This window comes from Romboutsia hominis (genome assembly GCF_900002575.1).
Taxonomy (GTDB): domain Bacteria; phylum Bacillota; class Clostridia; order Peptostreptococcales; family Peptostreptococcaceae; genus Romboutsia_C; species Romboutsia_C hominis.
The window spans coordinates 2,487,533-2,513,833 of sequence record NZ_LN650648.1 but is presented as its reverse complement, the minus strand read 5'-3'; the positions used below and the strand labels follow the sequence as shown (position 1 = coordinate 2,513,833).

Annotated in this window: 31 protein-coding genes; 23 read left to right on the top strand and 8 right to left on the bottom strand. The window is 29.0% G+C overall.

What is annotated here, in order from left to right:
* Positions 1 to 187: 187 nt before the first annotated feature.
* The 10 genes from FRIFI_RS12250 to spoVAE all read left to right on the top strand — a co-directional run bounded on the left by FRIFI_RS12250 (position 188) and on the right by spoVAE (position 7,781).
* Positions 188 to 1,147, top strand: coding sequence for a calcium/sodium antiporter (locus FRIFI_RS12250; RefSeq protein WP_092923647.1), 960 nt, complete (start codon positions 188 to 190; stop codon positions 1,145 to 1,147).
* 130 nt (positions 1,148 to 1,277) lie between these two features.
* Positions 1,278 to 2,897, top strand: a complete 1,620-nt coding sequence (locus FRIFI_RS12245) for a DEAD/DEAH box helicase (RefSeq protein WP_166506000.1) — start codon at positions 1,278 to 1,280, stop codon at positions 2,895 to 2,897.
* 288 nt (positions 2,898 to 3,185) lie between these two features.
* Positions 3,186 to 3,518, top strand: coding sequence for an anti-sigma F factor antagonist (spoIIAA, locus tag FRIFI_RS12240; RefSeq protein WP_092923653.1), 333 nt, complete (start codon positions 3,186 to 3,188; stop codon positions 3,516 to 3,518).
* A 13-nt stretch (positions 3,519 to 3,531) separates the two neighbouring features.
* Complete coding sequence (spoIIAB, locus tag FRIFI_RS12235; protein WP_092923656.1) at positions 3,532 to 3,960, top strand: anti-sigma F factor; 429 nt, start codon at positions 3,532 to 3,534, stop codon at positions 3,958 to 3,960.
* A 25-nt stretch (positions 3,961 to 3,985) separates the two neighbouring features.
* On the top strand, positions 3,986 to 4,750 hold the full coding sequence (sigF, locus tag FRIFI_RS12230) for an RNA polymerase sporulation sigma factor SigF (RefSeq protein WP_092923659.1): 765 nt from the start codon (positions 3,986 to 3,988) through the stop codon (positions 4,748 to 4,750).
* A 176-nt stretch (positions 4,751 to 4,926) separates the two neighbouring features.
* On the top strand, positions 4,927 to 5,514 hold the full coding sequence (locus FRIFI_RS12225) for a stage V sporulation protein AA (RefSeq protein ID WP_092923662.1): 588 nt from the start codon (positions 4,927 to 4,929) through the stop codon (positions 5,512 to 5,514).
* Between the two features lie 8 nt (positions 5,515 to 5,522).
* Positions 5,523 to 5,939, top strand: a complete 417-nt coding sequence (locus FRIFI_RS12220) for a stage V sporulation protein AB (RefSeq protein ID WP_092923665.1) — start codon at positions 5,523 to 5,525, stop codon at positions 5,937 to 5,939.
* A 3-nt stretch (positions 5,940 to 5,942) separates the two neighbouring features.
* Positions 5,943 to 6,383 (top strand): stage V sporulation protein AC, encoded by a 441-nt coding sequence (gene spoVAC / locus FRIFI_RS12215; protein ID WP_092923668.1) that lies wholly within the window; start codon positions 5,943 to 5,945, stop codon positions 6,381 to 6,383.
* Between the two features lie 12 nt (positions 6,384 to 6,395).
* Positions 6,396 to 7,412 (top strand): stage V sporulation protein AD, encoded by a 1,017-nt coding sequence (spoVAD, locus tag FRIFI_RS12210; protein WP_092923672.1) that lies wholly within the window; start codon positions 6,396 to 6,398, stop codon positions 7,410 to 7,412.
* 6 nt (positions 7,413 to 7,418) lie between these two features.
* Positions 7,419 to 7,781 carry a stage V sporulation protein AE gene (gene spoVAE, locus FRIFI_RS12205; RefSeq protein WP_166505999.1) on the top strand — a complete coding sequence of 121 codons (363 nt, stop codon included), beginning with the start codon at positions 7,419 to 7,421 and terminating at the stop codon, positions 7,779 to 7,781.
* 115 nt (positions 7,782 to 7,896) lie between these two features.
* Here spoVAE and FRIFI_RS12200 read toward each other — a convergent pair whose 3' ends face one another.
* Positions 7,897 to 10,677: a transglycosylase domain-containing protein gene (locus FRIFI_RS12200; protein WP_166505998.1), complete on the bottom strand. Its 2,781-nt coding sequence runs from the start codon at positions 10,675 to 10,677 to the stop codon at positions 7,897 to 7,899.
* 238 nt (positions 10,678 to 10,915) lie between these two features.
* On the opposite strand from FRIFI_RS12200, the gene yunB reads away from it, so the two are divergent.
* On the top strand, positions 10,916 to 11,590 hold the full coding sequence (gene yunB, locus FRIFI_RS12195; RefSeq protein ID WP_207733579.1) for a sporulation protein YunB: 675 nt from the start codon (positions 10,916 to 10,918) through the stop codon (positions 11,588 to 11,590).
* Positions 11,591 to 11,630: 40 nt separating this feature from the next.
* Here the strand turns inward: yunB and FRIFI_RS12190 are convergent, their stop codons facing one another.
* The gene (locus FRIFI_RS12190; RefSeq protein ID WP_166505997.1) at positions 11,631 to 12,614 is read right to left on the bottom strand and encodes a SpoIVB peptidase S55 domain-containing protein; all 984 of its coding nucleotides are present in this window, start codon (positions 12,612 to 12,614) and stop codon (positions 11,631 to 11,633) included.
* A 314-nt stretch (positions 12,615 to 12,928) separates the two neighbouring features.
* Positions 12,929 to 13,255 (bottom strand): hypothetical protein, encoded by a 327-nt coding sequence (locus FRIFI_RS12185; protein WP_092923687.1) that lies wholly within the window; start codon positions 13,253 to 13,255, stop codon positions 12,929 to 12,931.
* Positions 13,256 to 13,458: 203 nt separating this feature from the next.
* On the opposite strand from FRIFI_RS12185, the gene FRIFI_RS12180 reads away from it, so the two are divergent.
* The 4 genes from FRIFI_RS12180 to FRIFI_RS12165 all read left to right on the top strand — a co-directional run bounded on the left by FRIFI_RS12180 (position 13,459) and on the right by FRIFI_RS12165 (position 17,406).
* Positions 13,459 to 14,295, top strand: coding sequence for an N-acetylmuramoyl-L-alanine amidase (locus tag FRIFI_RS12180; RefSeq protein ID WP_092923690.1), 837 nt, complete (start codon positions 13,459 to 13,461; stop codon positions 14,293 to 14,295).
* A gap of 14 nt (positions 14,296 to 14,309) precedes the next feature.
* Positions 14,310 to 15,020, top strand: coding sequence for a zinc dependent phospholipase C family protein (locus FRIFI_RS12175; RefSeq protein ID WP_166505996.1), 711 nt, complete (start codon positions 14,310 to 14,312; stop codon positions 15,018 to 15,020).
* Positions 15,021 to 15,169: 149 nt separating this feature from the next.
* Positions 15,170 to 16,720 (top strand): ABC-F family ATP-binding cassette domain-containing protein, encoded by a 1,551-nt coding sequence (locus FRIFI_RS12170; RefSeq protein ID WP_166505995.1) that lies wholly within the window; start codon positions 15,170 to 15,172, stop codon positions 16,718 to 16,720.
* A gap of 50 nt (positions 16,721 to 16,770) precedes the next feature.
* Positions 16,771 to 17,406, top strand: a complete 636-nt coding sequence (locus FRIFI_RS12165; protein ID WP_166505994.1) for a TIGR01906 family membrane protein — start codon at positions 16,771 to 16,773, stop codon at positions 17,404 to 17,406.
* Positions 17,407 to 17,429: 23 nt separating this feature from the next.
* Here FRIFI_RS12165 and FRIFI_RS12160 read toward each other — a convergent pair whose 3' ends face one another.
* Positions 17,430 to 17,693 carry a cysteine-rich small domain-containing protein gene (locus tag FRIFI_RS12160; protein ID WP_092923702.1) on the bottom strand — a complete coding sequence of 88 codons (264 nt, stop codon included), beginning with the start codon at positions 17,691 to 17,693 and terminating at the stop codon, positions 17,430 to 17,432.
* Between the two features lie 113 nt (positions 17,694 to 17,806).
* Between FRIFI_RS12160 and hflX the strand changes: the two genes are divergently transcribed.
* From hflX to FRIFI_RS12135, 5 genes are all read left to right on the top strand, one after another.
* Positions 17,807 to 19,102 (top strand): GTPase HflX, encoded by a 1,296-nt coding sequence (gene hflX, locus FRIFI_RS12155; RefSeq protein ID WP_092923704.1) that lies wholly within the window; start codon positions 17,807 to 17,809, stop codon positions 19,100 to 19,102.
* A gap of 8 nt (positions 19,103 to 19,110) precedes the next feature.
* On the top strand, positions 19,111 to 19,776 hold the full coding sequence (locus FRIFI_RS12150) for a HEAT repeat domain-containing protein (protein WP_166505993.1): 666 nt from the start codon (positions 19,111 to 19,113) through the stop codon (positions 19,774 to 19,776).
* Between the two features lie 173 nt (positions 19,777 to 19,949).
* On the top strand, positions 19,950 to 20,387 hold the full coding sequence (locus tag FRIFI_RS12145; RefSeq protein WP_092923710.1) for an NUDIX domain-containing protein: 438 nt from the start codon (positions 19,950 to 19,952) through the stop codon (positions 20,385 to 20,387).
* Between the two features lie 141 nt (positions 20,388 to 20,528).
* Positions 20,529 to 21,173, top strand: coding sequence for a YigZ family protein (locus FRIFI_RS12140; RefSeq protein WP_166505992.1), 645 nt, complete (start codon positions 20,529 to 20,531; stop codon positions 21,171 to 21,173).
* 426 nt (positions 21,174 to 21,599) lie between these two features.
* The gene (locus tag FRIFI_RS12135) at positions 21,600 to 22,514 is read left to right on the top strand and encodes a DUF2935 domain-containing protein (RefSeq protein ID WP_092923716.1); all 915 of its coding nucleotides are present in this window, start codon (positions 21,600 to 21,602) and stop codon (positions 22,512 to 22,514) included.
* Positions 22,515 to 22,543: 29 nt separating this feature from the next.
* On the opposite strand, the gene FRIFI_RS12130 is transcribed toward FRIFI_RS12135, so the two are convergent.
* Both FRIFI_RS12130 and FRIFI_RS12125 read right to left on the bottom strand, forming a co-directional pair.
* Positions 22,544 to 22,936 carry a sulfite exporter TauE/SafE family protein gene (locus FRIFI_RS12130; protein ID WP_166505991.1) on the bottom strand — a complete coding sequence of 131 codons (393 nt, stop codon included), beginning with the start codon at positions 22,934 to 22,936 and terminating at the stop codon, positions 22,544 to 22,546.
* 1 nt (position 22,937) lies between these two features.
* On the bottom strand, positions 22,938 to 23,306 hold the full coding sequence (locus FRIFI_RS12125) for a sulfite exporter TauE/SafE family protein (RefSeq protein WP_092923722.1): 369 nt from the start codon (positions 23,304 to 23,306) through the stop codon (positions 22,938 to 22,940).
* 198 nt (positions 23,307 to 23,504) lie between these two features.
* Between FRIFI_RS12125 and FRIFI_RS12120 the strand changes: the two genes are divergently transcribed.
* The 3 genes from FRIFI_RS12120 (at position 23,505) to FRIFI_RS12110 (ending at position 25,442) form a co-directional block, all read left to right on the top strand.
* Positions 23,505 to 23,693 (top strand): ferredoxin, encoded by a 189-nt coding sequence (locus FRIFI_RS12120; protein ID WP_166505990.1) that lies wholly within the window; start codon positions 23,505 to 23,507, stop codon positions 23,691 to 23,693.
* Positions 23,694 to 23,832: 139 nt separating this feature from the next.
* Positions 23,833 to 24,588 carry an NAD(+) synthase gene (nadE, locus tag FRIFI_RS12115; protein ID WP_166505989.1) on the top strand — a complete coding sequence of 252 codons (756 nt, stop codon included), beginning with the start codon at positions 23,833 to 23,835 and terminating at the stop codon, positions 24,586 to 24,588.
* A gap of 131 nt (positions 24,589 to 24,719) precedes the next feature.
* Positions 24,720 to 25,442, top strand: a complete 723-nt coding sequence (locus FRIFI_RS12110; RefSeq protein WP_092923731.1) for a YebC/PmpR family DNA-binding transcriptional regulator — start codon at positions 24,720 to 24,722, stop codon at positions 25,440 to 25,442.
* Positions 25,443 to 25,495: 53 nt separating this feature from the next.
* Here the strand turns inward: FRIFI_RS12110 and FRIFI_RS12105 are convergent, their stop codons facing one another.
* Together FRIFI_RS12105 and FRIFI_RS12100 are read right to left on the bottom strand one after the other, a co-directional pair.
* On the bottom strand, positions 25,496 to 25,810 hold the full coding sequence (locus tag FRIFI_RS12105) for a DUF1540 domain-containing protein (protein ID WP_092923734.1): 315 nt from the start codon (positions 25,808 to 25,810) through the stop codon (positions 25,496 to 25,498).
* 92 nt (positions 25,811 to 25,902) lie between these two features.
* Positions 25,903 to 26,223 carry a hypothetical protein gene (locus FRIFI_RS12100; RefSeq protein ID WP_092923737.1) on the bottom strand — a complete coding sequence of 107 codons (321 nt, stop codon included), beginning with the start codon at positions 26,221 to 26,223 and terminating at the stop codon, positions 25,903 to 25,905.
* Positions 26,224 to 26,301 lie beyond the last annotated feature (78 nt).

Below are 26,301 nucleotides of genomic sequence, written 5' to 3'. Positions count from 1 at the left end.
AAAGGTATTTTGTATACAACCTTTCGCATAAATATTGTCGATAATTTTTAAATTTAATCTGAATTTGTTTTCCTTATAATCATATAATACCCAAGTGTTTTTATGCTAAAACAAAAAAATTTAAAAATAAAAAAATAGTATATATGTCCAAATAATGAATATCTATCTTATATAGGGGAGGGATATTATGTTATTTATTATTATACTATTTATTTTAGGTTTTATATTAATAACAAAAGGAGCAGATATATTTATAAACTATACAGTAATAATAGGGAAGAAGACTAATATATCGGAATTGGTACTTGGTGCTACGATAGTAAGTTTTGCAACAACTCTTCCAGAGTTAACAGTGTCAACAGTAGCATCTTTACAAGGGCATACAACAATGAGCCTAGGGAATGCAGTAGGTTCTATTATTTGTAATACAGGCTTAGTACTTGGGTTAGTAGCATTTATAAGTCCATTTAAAGTAGATAAAAATATGTTTTTTTCAAAATCAATAATTCTTTTAATATCAGTATTTTTAACAATATTGCTTAGTATAGATGGAAATATTAATAGAATAGATGCATTATTGCTTCTTTTAATGCTTTTAGTATATATGTATACAAATTATAAAAGTGTAGAAAAAGATAGTAAAACAGACTTAAGTAAAAATTATAATAGAGGAAGTATAAATATAAAGGAAACATTGAAAATAGCTGTCTTTTTTATACTTGGATTAGTAATGATGGTTTTAGGCTCAAAATTATTAGTAGATAATGGGATAAAAATAGCAGAAATTATAGGCATACCACAAGGAATAATAAGTCTTACTGTAATAGCACTAGGTACGTCACTGCCTGAATTAGTATCATCAATAACTGCTATAAGGAAAAAGCATCATGCTATATCAGTGGGAAATGTATTAGGTGCTAACATATTAAATATAGTATCTGTAATAGGAATATCAGCAATACCAAATGATATACCAATTTTGGCACAAACAGCAAAAATAGATTTTCCTTTTATGATAGCTCTACTTTTGATTTTAATAATACCAACTATTAAAAAACATAAATTACATAGATGGCAGGGAATGCTAATGCTTTCAACATATCTTTTATATATGGCTACATTATATTATATATATATCGTTGCTTAATGGTATAAAACAAGTTGTATTATCTTGAATATTATAGATGAGTAAGGGATAAAATACTAATTGCATATTATTCGAATTAAATATATAATAGATAAGTTAATATAATTAGATAACGGAAAGGAAATAATATATGAACACAATAAAATTCGAAGACTTACCAATAAGTGATGATATAAAAAAAGCTATATCGGACATGGGGTTTGAAGAGCCATCTCCAATACAAGCTCAATCTATACCTGTTGTATTATCAGGTAAAGATGTTATAGGTCAAGCACAAACAGGTACGGGAAAAACAGCAGCATTCAGTATACCAATACTAGAAACTATAAATCCAGAGGACAAAAGTTTACAAGCGGTGGTACTTTGTCCTACTAGAGAACTTGCAATACAAGTTTCTAAAGAAATAAGAAAAATATCTAAATACATGCACGGAATAAAAACTTTACCTATATATGGTGGGCAACCAATAGATAGACAAATAAAGTCTTTAAAAGGGGGAGTTCAAATAGTAATAGGAACTCCAGGTCGTGTTATAGACCATATAAACCGTAAAACATTAAAAATGGATAATGTTAAGATGGTTGTATTAGATGAAGCGGATGAGATGTTAGATATGGGGTTCAGAGAAGATATAGAAACTATAATAAGTAGAACTCCAGAAGATAGACAAACAGTATTCTTCTCAGCTACTATGCCAAAAGGGATATTAGAGTTAACAAAGGCATACCAAAAAAATCCAGAGCACATAAAAGTTGTTAGAAAAGAACTTACAGTGCCTAATATAAAGCAATATTATATAGAAACAAGATCTGCAAATAAATTAGAAGTATTATGTAGATTAATAGATGTTTATAATCCAAAATTATCAGTAGTATTCTGTAATACTAAGAGAGGTTCAGATGAATTAGTTAGTGAATTACAAGCTAGAGGATATTTTGCAGATGCATTACACGGGGATTTAAAGCAAACTCAAAGAGATATAGTTATGGATAAGTTTAGAGGGGGAACTATAGACATACTAGTAGCGACAGATGTTGCAGCTAGAGGAATAGACGTTGATGATGTTGAAGCGGTATTTAACTATGATCTTCCTCAAGATGAAGAATACTATGTTCATAGAATAGGTAGAACTGGTAGAGCTGGTAGAGAAGGTATATCTTTCAGTTTTGTATTTGGAAAAGAAATGAGAAAGATGAAAGATATAGAAAGATATACTAAGACTAAGTTAATTAAGCATGGTATACCTTCAATAGCTGATGTTGAAGAAAAGAAAGTAAGTGCATTCTTCAAAGAAGTTAAATCAACTATGGAACAAGGTAAATTAACTAAACAAATGCAATGGTTAGAAACATTCTGTCAAGAAGAAGATTACTCTACAGTTGATGTAGCTGCTGCACTTTTAAAATTAGCTTTAGGTGAAGAACTTAAAGAAGAAATAGTAGAAGAAAAACCAAGACAACGTAGAGAAGCGCGTTCTAAAGATGGATCAACTGGGGCTCAAGAAGGTATGGCTAGATTATTTATAAATGTAGGTAGAAACCAAAGAGTTCAAGCTAAAGATATATTAGGTGCAATAGCTGGAGAAGTTGGGATACCAGGAAAACTTATAGGAACTATAGATATATATGACAAATATACTTTCGTTGAAGTACCTAAGCAAAATGCTAAAAAAGTATTAGAAAAGATGAAAGATATAAAAATAAAAGGTAACAAGATAAACATAGAAAAAGCAAACAACAAAAGAAGATAGATAAAAAGCATAGCAAAAGCTATGCTTTTTTATATGCAAAAATTTTCTATTAATTATTACTTTATATAAAGATAAATAAATTAATAGAAAAAAATGTATATTAATAAAAAATATGTAAATAATAAATATGTGGATTGCCAACATTTAACATCATTAATTATATAATTTATGTCTGATGTTGATTAAGACATAATAAAACAAAAGTAGTTAAATTTTGTTGAAGGATAAAAAGTAAATATAATAGAATTGATTAAGAGTTAATATACTCAATAATCAGGGGGGATACAAATGATAAACTACTACTTAGAACAAAAAACTCTAACAATAGAGTTTGTATTTACAGAACTAGACCACCATATAACAAATGAGGTTAGAGATGAAATAGATAATATATTACTATCTAAGCCTATAAAAAACATAATATTTGATTTTAGAAATATTAAATTTATGGATTCATCAGGGATAGGTGTAATTATAGGTAGATACAAAAAAATATCAGCTGAAGGTGGAAAAGTATCTATAATAAATGCAAATGAAAGAGTTGAGAAAGTATTTAATTTATCTGGAATGAATAAAATTATAGACATAAACAATACAGATGAAGTAGTAAGTTCTATATAAGGGGGAATACAAAATGAAGAACATTATGGAAGTTAAATTTTCTGCTAAATCTGAGAATGAAAGTTTTGCTAGAGTTATAGTAGCTTCATTTGCTGCGAAATTAGATCCGACTATAGATGAACTAGCAGATATAAAAACTGCAGTATCAGAAGCTGTAACCAATTCAATAATTCATGGATATGATGAAAATGAAGAAGAATTCGTATATTTAAGATGTGAAATAGAAGGAAATACTATAAAAATAGTAGTAGAAGATAGAGGTAATGGTATAGAAGATGTTCAAATGGCTATGCAACCACTTTACACATCAAAGCCAGAGCTTGAAAGATCAGGAATGGGATTTACTGTAATGGAGAGCTTTATGGATGATGTATGGGTAAGTTCAATAAAGGGTGAAGGGACTAAAATTGTAATGACTAAAAAGATAAACTTACCACAATAAAGTCCAAAAGAATAGAGGTTTTATTATGGGGATAATTGCAATAAAAGAAGAAAAGAGAGTATTGCTTAGTCATGAAGAAACATTAAAATTAATAGATAAAGCACAAAATGGAGATGAGGAAGCTAAGGAAATACTAATAACTAACAATCTAGGATTAGTTAGAAGTGTTGTAACTAAATTTTTAAATATAGGTTATGATAGAGATGATTTATTTCAATTAGGATCAATAGGTTTAATAAAGGCTATATATAAGTTTGATCCTAAGTTTAATGTAAAGTTTTCTACATATGCTGTACCAATGATATTAGGAGAAATAAAAAGATATCTAAGAGATGACGGAATGGTAAAAGTATCTAGGTCTTTAAAGCAAATAGCTATAAAAGCTAAAACACAAAGCGAAATACTTAGTAAGAAACTAGGAAGAGAACCAAGTATAGAAGAAATAGCTAATGTATTAGAAGTGGAAAAAGAAGACTTAGTTATGGCAATGGAATCTAATTTTTCTGTAGAGTATTTACATGGAGTTATACATGAAGAAGAAGGAAATCCAATTTGCTTAATAGATAAGATTAGCTTAAAGGGAGAGTGTGAAGAAGAGAAAGTAATAGATAATCTTCTTTTAAAAGAAGTTTTAGGCAAATTAGAAAAAAGAGAAAGACAGATAATAATGCTTAGATATTTTGAAGATAAAACTCAAAGTGAAATTGGGGATATGTTAAATATATCTCAAGTACAAGTTTCTAGAATAGAGAAAAAAGTATTAGCTAAATTAAAATCATATATTAGTTAATAAAAATAAAAAGCACCCAATAGACAAATATTTGTTTAGTGGGTGCTTTTTATTTGAAATAAATTATAGGTAAAAACAACCTAGGTTAAAATTTATATAAATGTTGCTTAAGTTTTAATATATTAGAATATTTTATTAGCTTAAACAAATAATAAAGTAAGAAGGAGGTATTATATATGGATGATATTTACTTAATACCTAAGAGTATAAAACCTTTTAACATATCAAAAAAAGAGATTTATTTAGGTGAAATATATACTATCTATCCAGAGGCTTATGAAGCGAAAATAAAAGATATATGCTTAAGAAGCTACGACAATAATACATCTAAATATGATGTAATACATTTAGGTGAAGTTATAGAAGAAGTAAATAATAGGTTTCCAAAATTAAGGTTAAATTTTTTGAAACCTGAAGATATAATAATCTTCTTTGACAGCTACAAAAAAGATAGAACTAAATACATAAGAGTTTTCATAGTAGCAGTAGTAGTACTTATGGGTTCTATAATGGGAATAATGAACTTTCATGCAGATGTAAATATGGCTCATTCGCAATTTATGATGGTAAATGCAATCACAAAAGATGCAAAGTCTTATATGCCATATTTTCAAATACCATACTCAATTGGTATAGGAATTGGCGTAGCATTATTTTTTAATAAATTCATACCAAATTATTCTAGAGGAGAGCCTAGTCCTTTAGATTTAAAGATGGTTTCATTAAATAAAGAAATAGAAAATCAACTAAGAAAAAAACAGTGAGGTATTTTGTGAAATTATTTTTAATAATATTTGGAATATCATCAGGAGTAGTTGTTGGGTCAGGAGTAGTTTCTTTACTAATACTTGTAGGTATAATACCTAGAATGGCACAAATAAGTAAGACAAAAGAATTTATAGGGGCATATGAAAGTCTACTGGTTATAGGAACTTTATTTGGAAGCTTAATTTCAATTCAAGGCATGAATATACGCATAGGTAAAATGGGTGCTTTAGTAGCAGGGCTTGCTTATGGAGTATTCGTAGGTTTTTTAAGTTCAGGCCTAACAGAGATATTAGATTATATACCTGTAGTTGCAAGAAGATTAAAAATACCTGCTTTGTATTTAAAATATATAATTATAGCAATGCTTGTGGGAAAAGTAATTGGATCTTTAATAGGATGGTCTATAATTCAAGGAGGTTAATTTATGGATAAAAATTACAAAAAGTATGTTGAAGAAAAAAGCCCAAAACCAACATACGCGAAAAACTATATATTAGCATTTATAGTTGGTGGAATAATATGCGTAATAGGACAAGGTATAAATGATTTTTATATGAATTTTGTAGGGCTTGGTAAACTAGATGCAGCAGGCGCTACATCAATAACTTTGATATTTATAGGAGCTTTATTAACAGGTCTTGGTGTGTATGACCTTATAGGAAAAAGGGCAGGTGCAGGTTCAGCTATACCTATAACAGGATTTGCAAATTCTATAGTATCACCTGCTATGGAGTTTAAAAGAGAAGGTTATGTACTTGGAGTAGGAGCAAACTTATTTAAAATTGCAGGTCCAGTATTAGTATATGGAATAGGCTCATCTATTCTATGTGGATTTATATACTATATTTTCAATCTTATAAAATAAGGAGACTAAAATATGAAAAGTAAAAGAATTGGAAATAGAACAGTAAAACTAGAAAATAAGCCAACTATTATATCAGCTAGTTCAGTTGTTGGTCCCAAAGAAGGAGAAGGACCATTAAGAGAATATTTTGATATTATACTTGAGGATGACTTATGTGGTCAAAAATCATGGGAATTAGCAGAAAGTGATATGGTAAAAACTGCTATGAAAAAAACATGTGAAAAAGCTAATAAAAAATTAGAAGATATAAATTATATGATAGGTGGAGATTTGCTCAATCAAATATTTCCTGCATCTTTTGCTGCTAGGGACTTATCTATACCATTTATAGGAATATATGGAGCATGTTCTACTATGGCAGAAGGTATGTGTATAAGCTCTATGCTTATAGACGGAGGATTTGCAGACTTGATACTATCTGGAACATCTAGTCATTTTTGTGCAGCAGAGAGACAATTTAGGTTTCCTCTAGAATTTGGTAATCAAAAACCTATGACAGCTCAATGGACCGTTACTGGTGCAGGTAGTGTATTAATATCTCCAAAAGGGCAAGGGCCTAAGGTTACCCATGTAACTATTGGAAAAGTAATAGATAAGGGTATAGATGATGGTAATAATATGGGAGCAGCTATGGCTCCTGCAGCAGTAGATACTATATACTCATATTTTAATGATACAAAAGATGACCCAAATAGCTTTGATGTAATAGCTACAGGAGATTTGGGAAAACTAGGTAAAGAAATAACAGAAGAATTATTAGCTCAAAGGGGACTTGATATATCAAAAGTATATATGGATTGTGGAATAGAAATGTTTAATATGGAAAAACAAGATGTACACTGTGGAGGTAGTGGATGTGGATGTTCAGCTACTGTTTTCTGTGGATATATTTACAAAAAACTTAAAAATAAAGAATTCAATAAAGTAATGCTAGTATCAACAGGGGCTTTATTATCACCAACTAGTACTTTACAAAAACAAACAATACCCTGTGTAGCTCATGCAGTAATTATTGAAAATAAGGAGTGATTAAATATGCTTATGGATTATGTAAGGGCATTTATAGTAGGAGGAATAATTTGTCTTATTGGTCAGATTCTTCTTGATTACTTTAAAGTACAAATGCCCTATATAATGGTATCTTATGTTACTAGCGGAGTAATTTTAACATTTTTAGGGATATATGAACCTATAGTTAAGTTTGGAGGATCAGGAGCGACAGTACCTATAATAGGATTTGGATATTCATTAGCAAATGGCGTAAAAAAAGCAATAGAGACTGATGGGTTTATGGGAATATTCACAGGAGGTACAATTGCAACTGCAGGAGGAATAGCAGGAGCTATATTTTTTGGATATATGATGGCACTTATTTTTACACCAAAAGCTAAACCTTAAAATTAATAAATGTATATAAGTTAATAATTTAAGTTATATAAAATATTATAATATAAGGCATAAATAAAAAAAGACTATCTCAAAATAGAGAATAGTCTTTTTTATATATATTAAACTATTGTCCAGTTGGATTACTAGCTGGATTAGTAGCTCCACCGCTATTATCGGCAGGAGGAGTAGTATTTCCACCACCATTACTAGGAGGAGGAGTTGCAGTTCCGCCGCCATTATTAGGAGGAGGAGTTGTAGTATTTCCGCCACCATTATCGGCAGGAGGAGTAGTATTTCCGCCACCATTATCAGCAGGAGGAGTAGTATTTCCACCGCCATTATCAGTAGGAGGAGTAGTATTTCCACCGCCATTATCAGCAGGAGGAGTAGTATTATTATCTACAGTACCTTCATTATTTTGGTTTTCAGGAGGTGTAGTAGATTCTTCATGTTTTGGCTTTACAGCATTGGCTCTAGAAGTATATTTAGTTGGAGATGTTCCATCTATAAATGCTGCTTTAACACCAGATGAAGATCTTCCACCATCTATTAAGTTAATTTTAGCAAAGTATACTTTATCAGGAACTTTGAAATCAACTTTCTTTAAGTTTTCATGAATTTGTCTCATAACTATAGACCAAAGTTTTGCTGCCGAACCACTTCCACCTTCAACACTTTCACGAGGTATAAATTCTCCTGTAGTAGGATTTTTTCTACCTGCATCATCACCTATATAAGTTGCACCAACGTAGTATGGAGTGTAACCAACAAACCAAGCATCTAAGGCTTTATTAGTTGTTCCTGTTTTACCAGCAACAGGCATTCCACCAGGTATAGCAGCTTTACCACCGATACCTTCAGTTATAACTGCCTTTAGCATATCAGTAATTACGTAAGCAACATCAGGATCAACAACTTTGTGTTGTTCAGGAGTATTTTTAACTATTAATTGTCCATCATAACTTGTTATAGTTGTAAATATAGTTGGCTCTATATAAACACCGCCATTAGCTAAAGTTCCATAAGCAGAAGCCATTTCAAGAGGTGATATACCATGAGTCATACCTCCAAGTGTTAATGCTGGGAATCTTCTATCATTACTTTCTGCATTTGCAGTATTACTATCAACTAAAGTTGTTATACCAAAATTCTTTAAGTAATCCATCATTATATCAACACAATCTTTATAAGAATCACCTAAAAGTTCGGCAGTTCTTATAGCTATAGTATTTGATGAGTAAGCTAAAGCTTTACGTAAACTCATGATATCTTTACCAGGAGTAGTCGTATTTGGATTCCACTTATTATTTTCCTTAAACTTATAAGGTGTAAGATTTGCAGTAGTATCACTTAATGCAGTAGCTTGAGTTAATTTAAGTGTATCTATAGCAGGTGTATAAACTGATAATGGCTTTATAGTTGAACCTGGTTGTTGAGGAGTAGTAGCTCTATTTAGAGTTTTTCTTCCTGTTATATGTCTACCACCAACTAAAGCTTTTATTTCACCAGTTTTATAATCTAATATAACCATAGATGATTGAGGTTGAGTCATTCCATTGCTATGACGGCTACCAGGGAAGTTATTATCATTATCATATTCTTTTTCTAATATTTTTTGCATTTTAGGGTCTATAGTAGTGTGTATCTTTAAACCACCATTATAGAACATATTATATGCTTCGTCTTTAGTATTACCTTGTGCTACTAAAGCATCTATAACTTTATATTCTATTAAATCCTCAACTGAAGAAGAAACACTTTCTTTAGGCTTAGGTAGTTTTATATTTATTTCCTCAGCCACAGCCTCATTGTATTCTGATTGTGTTATAGCTCCAGTTTGTAGCATTTTACCTAAAACAATATTACGTCTTTCTTTAGCCTTAGGATTAGGTACAGCTTTTCTAACAACCATAGTACCAGCTTTTAATTGCTTGTAAGTATCATCGTTAGGAATAAGTCCCCAAGAATTTAACTTTTCAACCATATCTAATTCCATTGGAGTAGGATCATCAAGAGTATCATCAGGAGTATTTATGAAAAATAGTAATCTATTTGCAACATCATCCTTAGTTTCATTACCTTCTAACTTAGCAGTAATATAAGCTGAATATCTTGACGGGTTTTGAGTAGAACCTGCAAGTAATGCTGACTCACCAAGAGTAAGTTGCGATGCTTTTTTATCAAAATATCCTCTAGCACCAGCCTCAGCACCAGCTAGACCCTTACCAACGAAGAAGTTATTTAAGTAAAGTTCTAATATCTCATCTTTACTTAAGACTTTACTCATTTCATGAGCATAGTATATATCCTTTATTTTACGAGGAAGGCTTTGTTCAGTAGATGTTAGTAACATTTTTGATACCTGCATAGGTATTGTACTACCACCTTGCTTATCTCCAGTAAGAGTTTTTACTACAGATCTTAGCAATCCTCTTATATCTACTCCACCATGTTCATAAAAACGCTCATCTTCTATAGCTACTATTGCCTTAGGAAGATATTTACCCATATCTTTTAGAGGTACAGGTTGCTTTTTATTTACACTAGGGGCATTAGAAAGTAGATCATTATTAGCATAGTATATACGCGTTGTTTGATAAGTCTTTTCTTCTAAAAGAGCTTTTGATATTGGCTCAGCGTTTCTTAATGAAGCAAAGACTACACCAGTTCCAACGGCTACTCCAGCAACTAATAAAACTAAACAAACTACCAAAATAGACCTGAGAGTCTTAAACTTATCTTTTTTCTTTTTTGGTTTAGTTTTTTTATTTGAGCTACTAGTAGATGAACCACGAGAAGTAGATGAACTACGAGTGGTAGATGAATTACGAGTAGCTGTTGAAGAAGAAGAACTTGCTTTCTTTCTTCTTATTTTATTTCTATTTTCATTATTATCATTATTCATTAAGTTAACCTCCTTACTTAATGCAATATTATACCATATATATATGAAATTTTCTAATTACAGAATAAAATAGTCATAATTTATATATACTAAAAATCTGCAAAATACTTCCAAAACAAACATGTTATTAATTATATAATTTAAAAAATTATTATAACTTTAATAATAATTATTTTTATCTAATAATATAAAAAATATGTGATACTTTGTTTGCATAAAATATTATGGGGGTGATATTTTGAATAAAAATAGATATGATTTTAAAAATAGCTTTATTAAAAAACCACTAATAATATTTTTAATTATATCTATATTATCTATATTAATAGGAAGCTTTATATATGTAGATAAAAATTTAAGACCAACAATAACAGTTCTTGCAGAAACAAAAGCAATAGAACTGGCAAACAGATCTATAAATAAAGCTGTTGGAGACATTGTAAAAGATAAGATTAATTATTCAGATTTAATGAATACAAATATGGATTCTCAGGGAAAAATAACTATGATTCAAGCCAACACTATAATGATGAATCAAATAGCTTCAGATGTTGCTTTAGAAATTCAAGAAGAATTAAAAAAGGTAAAATCAACAACTGCATACATACCTATAGGAACAGCTCTTAAAAGTCCCATACTTGCTAAATACGGTCCTCAAATTAAGGTATCTATTGAACCAATAGGAACAGTATCAGTAGATTTTGAAACTAAGTTTGAATCATCTGGTATAAATCAAACTAGACATACAATATATCTTCAAGTTAAGACACAAGTAAGAGTAGTAATACCACTTACAACATCAACTAAAGAAGTTAAAGCTAAAGTACCTATATGTGAAACTATAATAGTAGGAGATGTACCAAATAGCTTTATTAATTTACCAGAAAAAGGTTTACTAAATGTATCTCCTTAAATATAAAGATAAGCCAGGATTAACCTGACTTATCTTTACATTAATTTTCATTCATCCACTTTATATAAACTGCATATCCAAGAGCAGGATTGTTTTCAATAGCATGTGATACAGCTCCGATAATTTTATCACCCTGAACAATAGGAGCTCCACTCATACCTTGAACAATACCACCTGTAAGAGCTAATAAATCTTTATCTACTACTTTTATTTTAAAAGTTTTAGCTTTAGGAGAATGTTGAAGTTGTATATCAACTATTTGTATATCAAATGCATCTTTTGTATAAGAACCAGTTTGTAAGATTATTTGAGCTTTTCCTAGTTTAACATCATCCAAAGAAGCAACTTTATAAGGTTTTAACAAAGAATCTTTAAATGTAGCTATTTCACCTTTTATACCAAAATCTGAGTTATGGGTAAACTCACCAATAACATCTTTTCTTACAGCATTAATGCAACCAACATGACCTCTACATGACTTGTCGATAGTTAAATCTTTTGTAGTATATATATTACCATTTTTGATAGGAACTTTTCTTGCTAAACCAATACTTATAGGATGGCCGACAGCTCCAAATCTATTTGTTTTAGGATTTATATAAGTTAGTGTAGCAAATCCACTTATATAGTTGTTACAATTTACCTTTTCTAATTCATTTTTAGTAGTTTTAAATGAAAAAGTATTTTCGCCTCTTTTTACAAGAACAACTACATCATCTTTAGTAGATAAATTAGATAATAAATCTGTAAAATCTTTGTAACTATTAACCTGAGTTCCATTAACTTTTAAAATTGAATCTCCCACACAAAATGAAGAACCTTCAATAAAATTTTTAACAACTAAATTTTCTAATTCAGCATCTATCTGGATTAGATTTCCCATAGGAATTAGGTAATCTTCATCTTTTGGGATAGAATGTGAATAAATTAAATTAGTTGAGAGAAAATATAATAAAAATGATACAAATAAGATAAATTTTAACTTTAATAAACTTTTATTTTTTAAATCTAAAAATTTATACATAAAACACCTTCTTTCTGTCTATACTTGATTGATTTTGGTGCCTTAATAATATATTGCACACTAATTTTCTTTTAATCCTTGTAAAATAGAAGCAATATAGTTTTAGATTACATAAATAAATAATTAATCAATAACCTAGAAAAAAATACTTTTTAAAATATAAATACATAATCAAATATCAAAATAAAAATAAAAAGTATTCATTTATAGTTCATAATATAGGGTATTTTAAAAATAAAATAAAAAATAATTACAGTTAAAGTATTTACATAAAAAATATTCACAAAAAAATAAAAACACTTATACAAAAATTGTTAAGTGTTTTTTCTTTTTACTTTTTTATAAACTTTCCTTTTATAAGATTTATTTCTAATTTTTTTAGTAGGTATATTAGTTATAGCAACATCTGGAATAGGAGATGGAACTGGTTCTGAGTCATCTTCTGAAAAGCATGCTTCAACTGATGAAATTAAAGCAAGTTCATCAGACAATACTGCAAAAAAAGAAGCTAAGATACTCAAATCTTGAGTATCAAACTCCTCTGCAAGGGCAATGGATATAGTTGAAGCTAACACTATATAATCAACATAACCAAATTTACATAGTCTAGGCTTATTTTTATCATTACACTTATCATTCATTTTTATAACCACCTCCTATAAAAGGTCATATAAATATATATGAGTTCAATAAAAAAATAAAACCATAATATAAAAGTATAAAAAATTTCAAAAAGTAAAATATGTAATATTTAACTAAAAATGAATATAAGAGTACATTTAATGTAAAAATATATAAAGATATTAGTTTTAATATAAATTGAAATTTAGGAAGGTGTATGTAGTTGAAAAAATATAGAATATTAGTATTATCCATAATGACCATAGCAATTATAATAATATTTACTTCAAACCCAATGAGCAATTTAAATAAAGGGACAGGTTTAATAGGTAACATCATAAAACAAAATGAACAATCTAATGATGAAAAAGAAGCAAAAGATAATAAAGTTAATGACAATAGTACAAAAGAAAAGAATAAAGCTGATCAAAAAGAAATATTAATATGCATAGATCCAGGACACCAAGAAAAAGGAGATAGAAGGCCAGAACAGGTAGCTCCTGGTTCGGGTCAAACAAAGGCAAGAGTGTCATCTGGTGCGACGGGTGTTTCAACAAAAAAACCAGAATACATATTAAATTTAGAAGCATCCATGGTTTTAAAGCATATATTAGAGGGTAAAGGATACAATATAGTGATGACTAGAGAATCTCATAATGTTAATATAAGCAATGCAGAAAGAGCTCAGTTAGCAAATGATAAAAATGCCAAAATGGTAATTAGAATTCATGCAGATAGTATAAGTAATCCATCAAAAACAGGAGCGTCGATTTTAATACCAGCTAAGGATGGTAAATATACAACTTCAATATACGAAGAAAGTAGTAAGTGTGCAAATTTAGTACAGGAAAAGATGAAAAATGATGGTATAAATATAAATGGTATATTTGAAAGAAATGATTTGACAGGATTTAATTGGTCTAAGGTACCAGTAATTTTAATAGAAATGGGATTCTTAAGTAATCATAGTGAAGATCAGATGATGTCAAATCCAGAATATCAAAGAAAGCTTATGCAAAGTGTAGCTGACGGGGTGGAAGAGTATTTTTTGACTAATTAGATTAGGTGAGGACAATGAAAAAAAAAATAGAAGGTGTTTATGCCAAAGCACTAACAAATACTTTTAAGTTTGTAAATCCAATAAAAAAAAGTATAATAAAAACAACTTGTGAAGTACATTTATTTATAAATGAAAATTCACTAGAAATATTAAAAAAAGAAGGAAGTTATGAAATATATAATTTTTTTAAGGAATATGTAAATGATATAGAAAGAGGTCTTGTATGGGCAGATCAAGACTTTAAATCATACCACCATTTTTATAATCCAAAAGAAGGTAAAGGTAAGTATGGGTATGAAGATAATGCTCTAACAGTAGCTATAGGATATTACGATAAAGCAAAGAAATATTTTAAGGCAGGTAATTACACAAGAAGTATGTTTTTCTTTGGAGCAGCGTGTCATATAATACAAGATTTGACAATACCACAACATGCTAAAGGAAGGCTTTTAGATAATCATAGACAGTTTGAAGTGTATGTAAAAAATAACTATAAGAAAATAAAGCGATTTAAAGCACATGAAGAGCCTATTTTATTAAATAGTATAAAAGAATATGCTGATTATAATTCAATGTATGCCTTAAATGTTGACTATATGTATAAAAATGTCACTGACTTAAATACAAAATTTTATTTGATAGCAGTAAAAAGTATAAATATAGCTCAACGAACTACTGCAGGATGTATGGTAATGTTTTTTGAAGATGTAATGCATTTAAACTAATTAAAGAAGAGAATGTTCTAGTATGAATTTTCATAAAAGAGCATTCTTTTTTTATAGATGCTAAAGGTTTGCTATTTACTTGATTTAACTTTAAAAAGAATATATTATATTATAGAATGTAAAGATAAAATAACAAAAGAGGTGTGAAAATGCTAGTAGTAGAAAATGTAAGTCATGGTTTCGGAGCGAGGACTATACTAGAGAATGTTTCATTCAGATTAAGAAAAGGTGAACATATAGCTTTAGTAGGAGCCAATGGAGAAGGAAAATCAACATTTTTAAATATAATAACTAAAAAACTTATGCCAGACGCAGGTAATATAAAGTGGTCATCTAGAGTAAGTGTAGGTTACTTAGACCAGCATACAGTACTTGAAAAAGGTAAAACTATAAGAGATATATTAAGAGATGCCTTTAAGCCTATGTTTGATTTAGAGCAAGAAATGTTAGCTATGTATGATAAAATGGGAGAAGCTAATGACGATGAAATGTCAAAGCTTATGGAAGAAACAGCTGAGATTCAAACAATATTAGAAAATAGTGGATTCTATATGATAGATGCAAAAATTCAAGAGGTAGCAAATGGTTTAGGTCTTGGAGAAATAGGGTTAGATAGAGATGTTACTGATTTAAGTGGTGGGCAAAGAACAAAAGTACTTTTAACTAAATTATTACTTGAAAATCCAACTATATTAATACTAGACGAGCCTACAAACTACCTAGATGAAGAACATATAGTATGGTTAACAAGATATCTACAAGAATATGAAAATAGTTTTGTATTAGTTTCTCACGACATACCATTTATAAATAATACATGTAATGTTATATATCATATGGAAAGTGGAGAATTAAATAGATACAAAGGTAACTATGATGAGTTTATGAGACTTCATGAAATTAAAAAGCGTCAAGAAGAACAAGCTTATGATAGACAAGTTGAGGAAAGAAAGAAATTAGAAGACTTTATAGCTAGAAATAAGGCGAGAGTTGCAACTCGTGGAATGGCTAATAGTAGACAAAAACAATTAGATAAAATGGAAATATTAGAAAGACCAAAGGAAAAGATAAAGCCTACATTTGGATTTAAAGAAGCAAGAACTCCAAGTAGATTTATATTTGAAACAAAGGACTTAGTATTAGGATATAATGAACCATTAACAAAGCCATTAAACTTTACACTAGAGAGAAATCAAAAAATAGCTTTAAAAGGTATGAATGGTATAGGGAAGTCTACACTTCTTAAAACATTACTTGGTATAATAAAACCATTTGATGGTGAAGTTAAGTTAGGAGATTACTTAGAAGTTGGATATTTTGAACAAGAAAGCTCAAGAGAAAACACAGCTACTCCAATGGATGAAGTATGGGCGGAATTCCCAGGCCTTACAAACTTTGAAGTAAGACAAAATCTTGCTAAATGTGGTCTTACTAATGAACATATAACTAGCCAAATGAGAGTTTTAAGTGGAGGAGAAGCAGCTAAAGTTAGATTATGTAAAATAATGTTAAAAGATATAAACTTATTAGTTCTTGACGAACCTACAAACCACTTAGACGTAGAAGCTAAAGATGAATTAAAGAAAGCTATAAGAGAATTTAAAGGAACTGTATTATTAGTATGCCATGAGCCAGAGTTTTATAGTGATATAGTTGATGATGTATGGAATATAGAGGACTTTACAACTAAAATAGTATAATTATGTATTTAAGAGAATAGAGTATTTTATAAGACTAAGGGGTATGATTAATGAAAAAGATTATAAATATAATATTTTCGTTGTGCTTTAGCATATTAATAATAACTGGTGTAATAAAATTTACAGTAGGTTTTAAGCCTTTATACTACTATGATGTAGATAAGCTTAATATAGTAGAATTAACTAATATGTCTAAGGAAGACATAAAGTTAAATTATGACTATTTAATAGAGTATATTACAAGTAAAAAAGAAAATGATTTTGAAATGCCTACTCTAACTTCTTCAAAAGAAGGTAAAATACATTTTGAAGAAGTTAGAGAAATATATCAAAATGTTAATAAAATATTTAATGTATGTCTTATAATTTCTGTATTAGGAATTGTTTATAACATAAGAAATAAAAATATAAGATTTTTAAATTTAACATCAATATTATTAATAATTATGCCAGTTGCGTTGGTTATACCTATAGTCATAGATTTTGATAGCAGCTTTGTTGTATTTCATAAGCTATTATTTGACAATGACTATTGGATATTTGATCCAATATTAGATCCTGTTATAAAAATTTTGCCAGCAGAATTTTTTATGAATTCAGGTTTGATGATATTAGGTTTGATATTAGCATCTAGTATAATTATTCAGGGTATATATAGACTTTTAAAAAGAAAGAGAGAGCAATAGTATTATGCTCTCTCTTTAGTATATTACTCTTTTTCACTAGCTACTTTAATAATATCTTGAAATTTACTCATAATATAGTCATAGTTGTTTTTATTATGAGGAAGTAGACACTGAGAACAATCTTTTATACCTTTGTCTGTATATCTAAAATTTCCACCACAGTTTTTTCCTAGAGCGTATAAAGGACAGTAGCAAAATAAACAATTAAATTCCTCGGGTTTATTAGTTTTATGACAAGGAAAATACTCGCAATTTTTATGGTTAAAAAACTTATAATTTTCACTCATGAGACGAACCTCCTAATTAATTAAACTAAGATAATTATACTAAATATTTCTATTAGTGGTATAATAAAAACATTAAAATCTTTGGAAAATCAGTAAGATAATGAGGTGTTATAATGGAACATATAGAAGAAAAAAAACAAGAAAGAGCCTTGCTTGTAGGACTTAATATAACTTCTACAGCAAAAAGAACAGATGATATAGATATAAATGAATCAATGGAGGAATTAAAAGAACTTGCAAAAGCTGCAGGAGCGGAAGTTGTAGGAAGTTTAATTCAAAATAGGCAATCAAGAGATTCTGCATTTTATGTAGGAAAAGGTAAAGTAGAAGAAATAAAGGCATACTGTGAATCTTTAGATGCTACAATGGTAATATTTAATGATGAATTATCAGGTGCTCATATAAGAAATATAGAAGAAATAGTAGGCATAAAAATAATAGATAGAACTACTTTAATACTTGATATATTTGCACAAAGGGCATTAAGTAAAGAAGGTAAACTTCAAGTTGAACTAGCTCAGTTAAACTACAGACTTCCAAGATTATATGGAATGGGTGGCCAAATGAGTAGAACTGGTGCAGGTATAGGTACTAGAGGACCAGGTGAACAAAAGTTAGAAATAGATAAGAGAAATATACTTAACAAAGCAGCTGACATAAGACGTGAACTTAGAGAAGTTAAAAAAATAAGAGAAACTCAAAGAGTACAACGTATAAAATCAAATATACCTATAGTTGCACTTGTGGGTTACACTAATGCAGGAAAATCAACATTATTAAATGAATTAATAAAAACACATAAAGATTATGAAGCTGAAAAAGAAGTATTTGCAAAAGATATGCTGTTTGCTACTTTAGATGTAACTTTAAGAAAAGCAGTACTTCCAAGCAAAAAAGAATTTTTAGCAGTAGATACAGTTGGATTTGTAAGTAAACTTCCACATGATTTAGTAGAGGCATTTAAAGCAACTCTAGAAGAAGTTCAATATGCTGATTTAATACTTCATGTAGTAGACGCTACAAACTCAAATTATGAAATACAAATGAAAACAACTGAAAAAGTTCTTAAGGAATTAGGAGCAGATAATAAAAATACAATACTTGTATATAACAAAATAGACAGATTAGACCTAGATATATACCCTAAAAACAGAGATGATGTAGTATATATATCTGCTAAAAAAGGTGTGAACATGGATAAGTTATTAGAACTTATAGAAAATGCCCTAAGTGAAGCTACATATCAAGTTAAGCTTTTATTACCTTATGAAAGAGGAGATATATTTAGTAAACTTAAAAATAAATACAATGTAGAAAATTTTGAATATGTAGAAAATGGAATAACAGTTGATGTTAATTTGTTAGAAGAGGATTATAATATATATAAGGAGTATATATTAGAAAAGTAGGTAATAATATGAATATAAGTTGGGACAATATAGGCAACTTAGAGGACCATTATATAACTTATCTTCTATACAAAGAATCTAAAACAGTTTCTCAAATCAGTAAAATAAGAAATATATCAGTTACAGAGGTAAATGACCAATTAATAAAGGCAAAGCTAGAAATAAAATCAATGTTAAAAGAAAAAATTGAGTTATCAAAAGACATAATAGACAAATTTTTAGGGAAAAACAAAAATGACAGATTAGATTTTATAAGTAGCCTAAGTGAAGAAAATTTAATAGACTTTAAAAGAAAGCTATACAAAAGAATACTGACAGAAAAAAATGCAGAAGACTTAATGATATTGATTTGGACAACAGGAGAGCTAAAGGATGATAGGTTCCTAAAATTACTACATCCTCTTACAAGTCATAGACATTCGGACGTAAGAAGGATAACATATTCAGCCCTTAGGAAGATAGAATCACCTAAAAGTAGAGAGTACTTACAAAGGGGATTATATGATACCAATCCTCAAACTAGACAATACTGTGCAAAAGCACTTGCTAAAATTGGAAATGAAAATAGCTTAAAGATGTTAAAACAACTAAAAAGCAAAAAACAATTTGAGAAAGACTACGTATTAAGAGCATATGAAGACGCTATTTATAATTTAGAAAATATAGATAAATAACTTAACATAAAGGAAAAATATTTTACATATAATTAACAAATTAGTTATTTATCTATAAGACATTAAAAACCTAACATTAGAAAATCTAATAAAAACTTTGAAACATTACTTTTTAAGCAAAATATCTAAAAATTTATTACATGCTATAGAAAGTTAAATAGGAGGGGTTTTAAATGATAGTAAGACATTGTGCTGGTGGAGTAGTATTTTATGCAAATAAGGTTCTTTTGATAAAAAACGATAGAGGAGAATGGACACTTCCAAAAGGTAAAATATTTAATGGTGAACTAAAAACAGAAAGTGCAATATTAAGTGTAAAGCAAGAAACAGGTGTAGAAGGAAAAGTTTTAGGGGTAGCCGGAGATAGTATGTATGAATTTTTCTCTAGAAGCAGACAACAACAAGTATGCAACTCAGTTACTTGGTATATAATGGAAACATCAGATACTAGTTGTGTATTAAATAAAGAATTATTAGATGGTGGATTCTTTAAGGTAAAGGATGCTATAGAACAACTAACACATAAAAAGGAAAAATCATTAGTAGAAATATCTTATAAAAAGTACAAAGAATTAAAAAAAGAAGTAGTTGAAACTAGTGCAAGTATATAATATATATTAAATATAAATAAGAGAAAGGGTTTAGCCCTTTCTTTTTTGATTTATAATAGCTTATTCGATATAATATATTATAAAAAGTATAAAATAAAGTTAGTAAATTAAGAACTAATATTTAGATAGATGGAGGCTTTTATGAGTACATACAAAACATTGCATGAATTTGGAATGGATGAAGTTATAATAGAAAAATCAACTTTTATAGGGTATGCAAAGCCTATAAAAACAGAAGAAGAAGCAGTAGAATTTATAAACGAAATAAAGAAAAAGCATAAGGATGCAACTCACAATGTGTGGGCATATACAGTGGGAAAAAGTATGAACATACAAAGATATAGTGATGATGGAGAGCCGCAAGGAACAGCAGGAATACCAAGCTTAGAAGTTATAAAAAAAGAAGACTTAAGGGATGTGGTAGTTGTTGTTACTAGATACTTTGGAGGAGTTAAGCTAGGTGCAGGAGGACTTGTTAGAGCATATACTAAAGGTGCTAAGATAGGCCTTGAAGCTGGTAAAATTATAGATAAGGTTATGTATAAAGAGGTTAGAATAAAGATAGATTACAATCAACTTGGAAAAATACAAAATGAGATAATGAACATGGGGTATTTTGTAAAAGATACTATTTATGAAGATAGTGTTGAGATGATAGTTTATTCAAGACTTAATGAGGTTGATGCACTTACATCAAGAATGACAGATATAACTAGTGCTACGGCAGATATAACATTAGGTGAGGAATTTTATTTATCAGAAAAAGATGGTCAAATAATAATTTAGTATATATTAAATTGCCATATAAAAAAACTAGTTTTAATCTAGGTTTATTCACTAATTCTACATTTTAAAAATCTTATAATATAAGAGGTTATTATAACTTTAGCTTATTGTACATCGGTTGTTTTTTTAATTGGAGAATCTAAAATAAATCCATAAATAATTTTAGTGATATTCTTATAAAACAAATAGAGTAAGTATTTTGACTTACTCTATTTTTATATACTAGAGTATTAATATGTAAACTTTTTATTGATATTTAATTATTATGAGCATAAAGAAAGATGTAATGCATTAATTATAGGATTTTTACTTTACTTAAAATATTAGCCAAAATTTTTGATTTGTAACTTAAGAGAATTAAATTTTCTATTCACTAAGTGATATTTAAATGCATATTATATATAAAATTGATTTTTAGGAGGAAATATGATAAACGATCAAAAGTATGCTATTTTATCGCTTGAATTACATCTATTTTTTGCAAGAATAATGAAGGAGCACTCTATTTTTTTAGCGGCCGGATTTACACCTAAAAACTCAGACCTTGCTAATGAGGCAGAACATTACAAAAGGGAATTTGAAAAATTACTATCATTTGCAGTGAGTGCTAGTAATGGAATAATTAGACCTAATGTCTTACAATCTGGAGAAATTATTACTAACTATACATTAGGTACAGAAGAAAAGACACAAAATTTAACAGGAATAGAAATAGACCAAAATATAACTAGATCAGAATCAAGGCTACGTAGTGGAAATAATCCTAATGTTAGCGCTAATTTAGTAAATTATGTAGGTCAACTTAATGACAATGCAAAGAGATTACTTAAGGGACTTATTGGTTTTAAGGAAAGATTATTAGATGGAGTATTATCTTGTAACTTGTTTACAGTTAACTACCCATTACTTATTGAACATATACTTCGTGAGGCAAAATTATATCTTTCATTAGTGGAAGATCTTGATAATAGAGTTGATATTGATTCTAAAGATGCTAGAGAAACAGAGTTATTCTGGGATCAAATAATGATGGAACATGCACTATTTATAAGGGGACTACTTGATCCTTCTGAAAATAACTTAATTGAAACTGCAGATGAATTTGCAGATGATTTTGAGGATTTAATAGAAGATGCAAAAAATATGATGAATGCAACGATAAATAGTATTACAAATAAAACATTAAATCAAACTATTCAACTTAGAAACTTCAAACAAGCAGGAACAGAGGGGATTGCAAGTTGTAAAATAAGATCTATAATACTTCCACTTCTTGGAGATCATGTATTAAGAGAAGCTAATCATTATATAAGATTATTACAATCTTACCAAAACATGTAAATAAAAAAATGAGTTCTATTTATTAGAACTCATTTTTTTATTTTCTTAAAACTACATTTACAAGATTTAGGAGGGCATTTTATACCTTTGTAAATCTCTAAACATCCTATGGATAAAAGGAATACTCCAAATATTTTTCTAAGTAGTTCTGATGAAAGGTGGTTAGCTACTAGAGAACCAATAACAGCACCAATAACACCGAAGGTTGCAATTGGAATTATAAGTTTTAAAATAGTGTTTTTATTTTTTATATGAACCATTAATGCAAATATTGTCATTGGAATTGAAGAAAGTAAGTTTATGCTTTGAGCTATCTTTGGATCAATATTTAGGAATAAGATTAGGGCTGGTATTAAAATAGTTCCGCCGCCCATACCCATTCCACCTATTATCCCACCTAAAAATCCTATTAAATACAGCAATCTAAAACACCATCCTTAAAGATGCAATAATCATAATAAGCCCAAATGAAATCCGTAAAAAACGCCCGGTTACTTTACACAAAAGCTTGGCTCCTAATATTCCACCGATAACACTTCCTACAGCCACTTTAAATGTAAGCTCAAGATCATAGGTACCATTAGAAATATATACAACAGAACTTGCACTTGTAAGAAAAACTATTATCGCCAATGCAGTAGCATGGGACTTGTGTTCTTCAACCTTTAATATGTTGTTTAATATAGGAACTAATAAAGTACCTCCTCCAGATCCAAATACCCCATTTATAAACCCTGTTATAAGACCTATTAATGTATTTTTAATATTAAAATCAAAATGTTTATTTTTCATTATAATCACCTTTTAAAGATAGCTTTTACAGAAATGCTAAATTATATTTATGTAATATATAATAATTAAGAAAAAATAATTTTGAATTTTAATTTATATATATGGTTATACTATGATTAAGCGAGTTCAAATACCTTCAATTAGAAGGAGAAATTCAGAAAATCATCTGAAAATATATTTATGTAGGAGAGTTCAATTATGAAAGCAGTAGTAGACAAAGATACATGTATATCATGTGGCCTATGTCCAAGTATATGTCCAGAAGTATTTTCAATGGACGATGATGGAAAAGCAGTAGCAATAAGTGGCGAAGTTCCAGAAGGTGAACAAGATGCATCTAAAGAAGCTGAAGAAAGCTGTCCAGTTGATGCAATAAGCGTAGACTAATTTAAAATAAAAAATCCATCTATTTTTAGATAGCTATTTAAGTAATTAATTAGTTCTAAATAGATGGATTTTTTTTATTTATAAACATATGATATAATGAAAATATACAAAATATGTAAAGTGTGGATAGGAGATAAATATGAAAGATATAAAGTTAAAGATAGACAAAACTGTAGAGTGGTTAAGGGAAAAAGTTAAGGAAGCTAATAGTAAAGGCTTAATTGTTGGAGTATCTGGTGGGATAGATTCAGCTGTAGTAGCTTACCTTATAAAAAAAGCATTTCCTGAAAATTCTATGGGTGTAATAATGAGCATAAAAAGCAATCCAAATGATAGAGAAGATGCCCTTAAAGTTATAAATGGATGTGGTATAGAATTTCTTGACTTAGATTTAACACAGCCGCAAGATTTAATATTAAGTACAGTAATAAATTCTCTTAAAGAAAAGAATTTATATAAAGAAGATTATTTAAAAATGACAGATGCAAATTTAAGAGCGAGAGTTAGAATGAGTACTGTATATACAGTGGCAAACAATTTAGGATACTTAGTAGTAGGAACAGATAATGCGGCGGAAATACATACAGGTTACTTCACAAAATATGGAGATGGAGGAGTAGATTTAGTGCCGTTATCAAACCTTACTAAAAAAGAAGTATACGAGTGGGCAAAAGTATTAGGCGTACATAAAGATGTAATAAATAAGGCACCATCAGCAGGTCTTTGGGAAGGACAAACTGATGAAAATGAAATGGGTACGACTTATGATATGATAGATGCAGTAGTGGAAGGAAGGTTAGATGAAGTTCCACAAAAAGATAAGGAAATAATCGACAGACTTCACAGAGTGAGTGAGCATAAAAGACACACGCCAGCAGGTCCTCCTAAGTTCTAATTTACTAATTTAAATATATATGCTAAAATTTACGAGTAATAATAAATTTATGAGAATTTATTAAATGATTAGAAATATATATATATTTCTAAATAATATAAAATTAATCATACGTAGTAAGGAGTGAAAGTATGGGACGTATAGGAAACATAATAAATAGAAAAGGTAAGCAAGATGCCAAAAGAGCAAAGATATTCACTAAGCATGCTAGAGCAATAGCTGTTGCAGCTAAAGAAGGTGGAGGAGATCCAGAATACAATGCTACTTTAAAAACTGCTATAGAAAAAGCTAAAGCTGATAATATGCCAAACGACAACATAGATAGAGCTATAGCTAAAGGAGCAGGCGGTGGAGCTAACGAGAACTATGAGACTATAGTTTATGAAGGATACGGACCAGGTGGAGTTGCTGTTATAGTTGAAGCTTTAACAGACAACAAAAACAGAACTGCTGGTAACGTAAGATATTATTTTGATAAAAACGGTGGAAACTTAGGAACTAGCGGATGTGTATCATTTATGTTCGATAAAAAAGGACAAATGTTAATAGAAGCCACTGATGAAGTTTCAGAAGAAGAATTAATGGATGCTGCTCTAGAAGCTGGTGCAGAAGACTTCATAACAGAAGAAGATGGATTTGAAGTAATAACAGCTCCAGAAGACTTTACAGCTGTAAGAGATGAGTTACAAGCTAAGGGATATGAATTTATATCTGCTGAGGTAAAATTAATACCTCAAACTACAACAGTATTAACTGATGAAGAACAATTAAAGTTCATGGAAAAATTAGTTGATATGTTAGAAGAAGATGATGATGTTCAATCTATAGCTCATAACTGGGAAATCGAAGAATAATCTATAAAGATAAGAGCCTAGGCCAAAATATTTGGTCTAGGTTTTTTATGTATTTATTTGCATTTAAAACTAGAACAATATGTTTCAGATAACTCATTTGGTCTAGGCGTTTTAGAAGTAACAGCTATATTATTAAGTGCACATATGACACCTGCATTATGAGTACATGTTTTAACATTACATCCTATAAATGAACATGGATGATCATTATTAGAACTAGATAAGTTATCACTAGACTCTACAAAGGAACTACAACAAGTATGAGTGCTTGTATGAGATTTTTTGCCATTAACAGCAATTTTATTTGCATAACACATTCCGCTATCATTATGTGAACAATTTATTACATTACAGTTTACACTAGACATAAAATTAACCTCCTAATAAATTAATAAATCTATTAGGAGTATTTCCAAGAATAAGGAAAATATATCATTATTTAACAATAAAAATAAATATATTAGTTATCGTGCATAAATAATTGATCAAAATATTGAGTATCCATAAGCGCTTTTGCAACCAATGTTGATGATGATGGATAGCTTTTTATAGGTGGCCATATAACAAATAATTCTTTTTCAAAATCATATATAGTATATTTTTCTCCACGTGTCATGATATCAGAAACTTTAGCAGTTAAGCTTTTTATCTTTAAAAAATCATCTAAGGTAAGGTCATAAAATATAGATGCCTTATGTTGTGGTTGTTTTAAAAGTAAAATGTTTTGCTTAAATTCTATAAAATCAAGTCTATCGGAAATTTCTTTAACGTATGAACTCACATAAATACCCCCCTTATAAATAAATTTAATAATGATATATATAATATGTATAAAAAACAATTAATGGGACAAAAATTC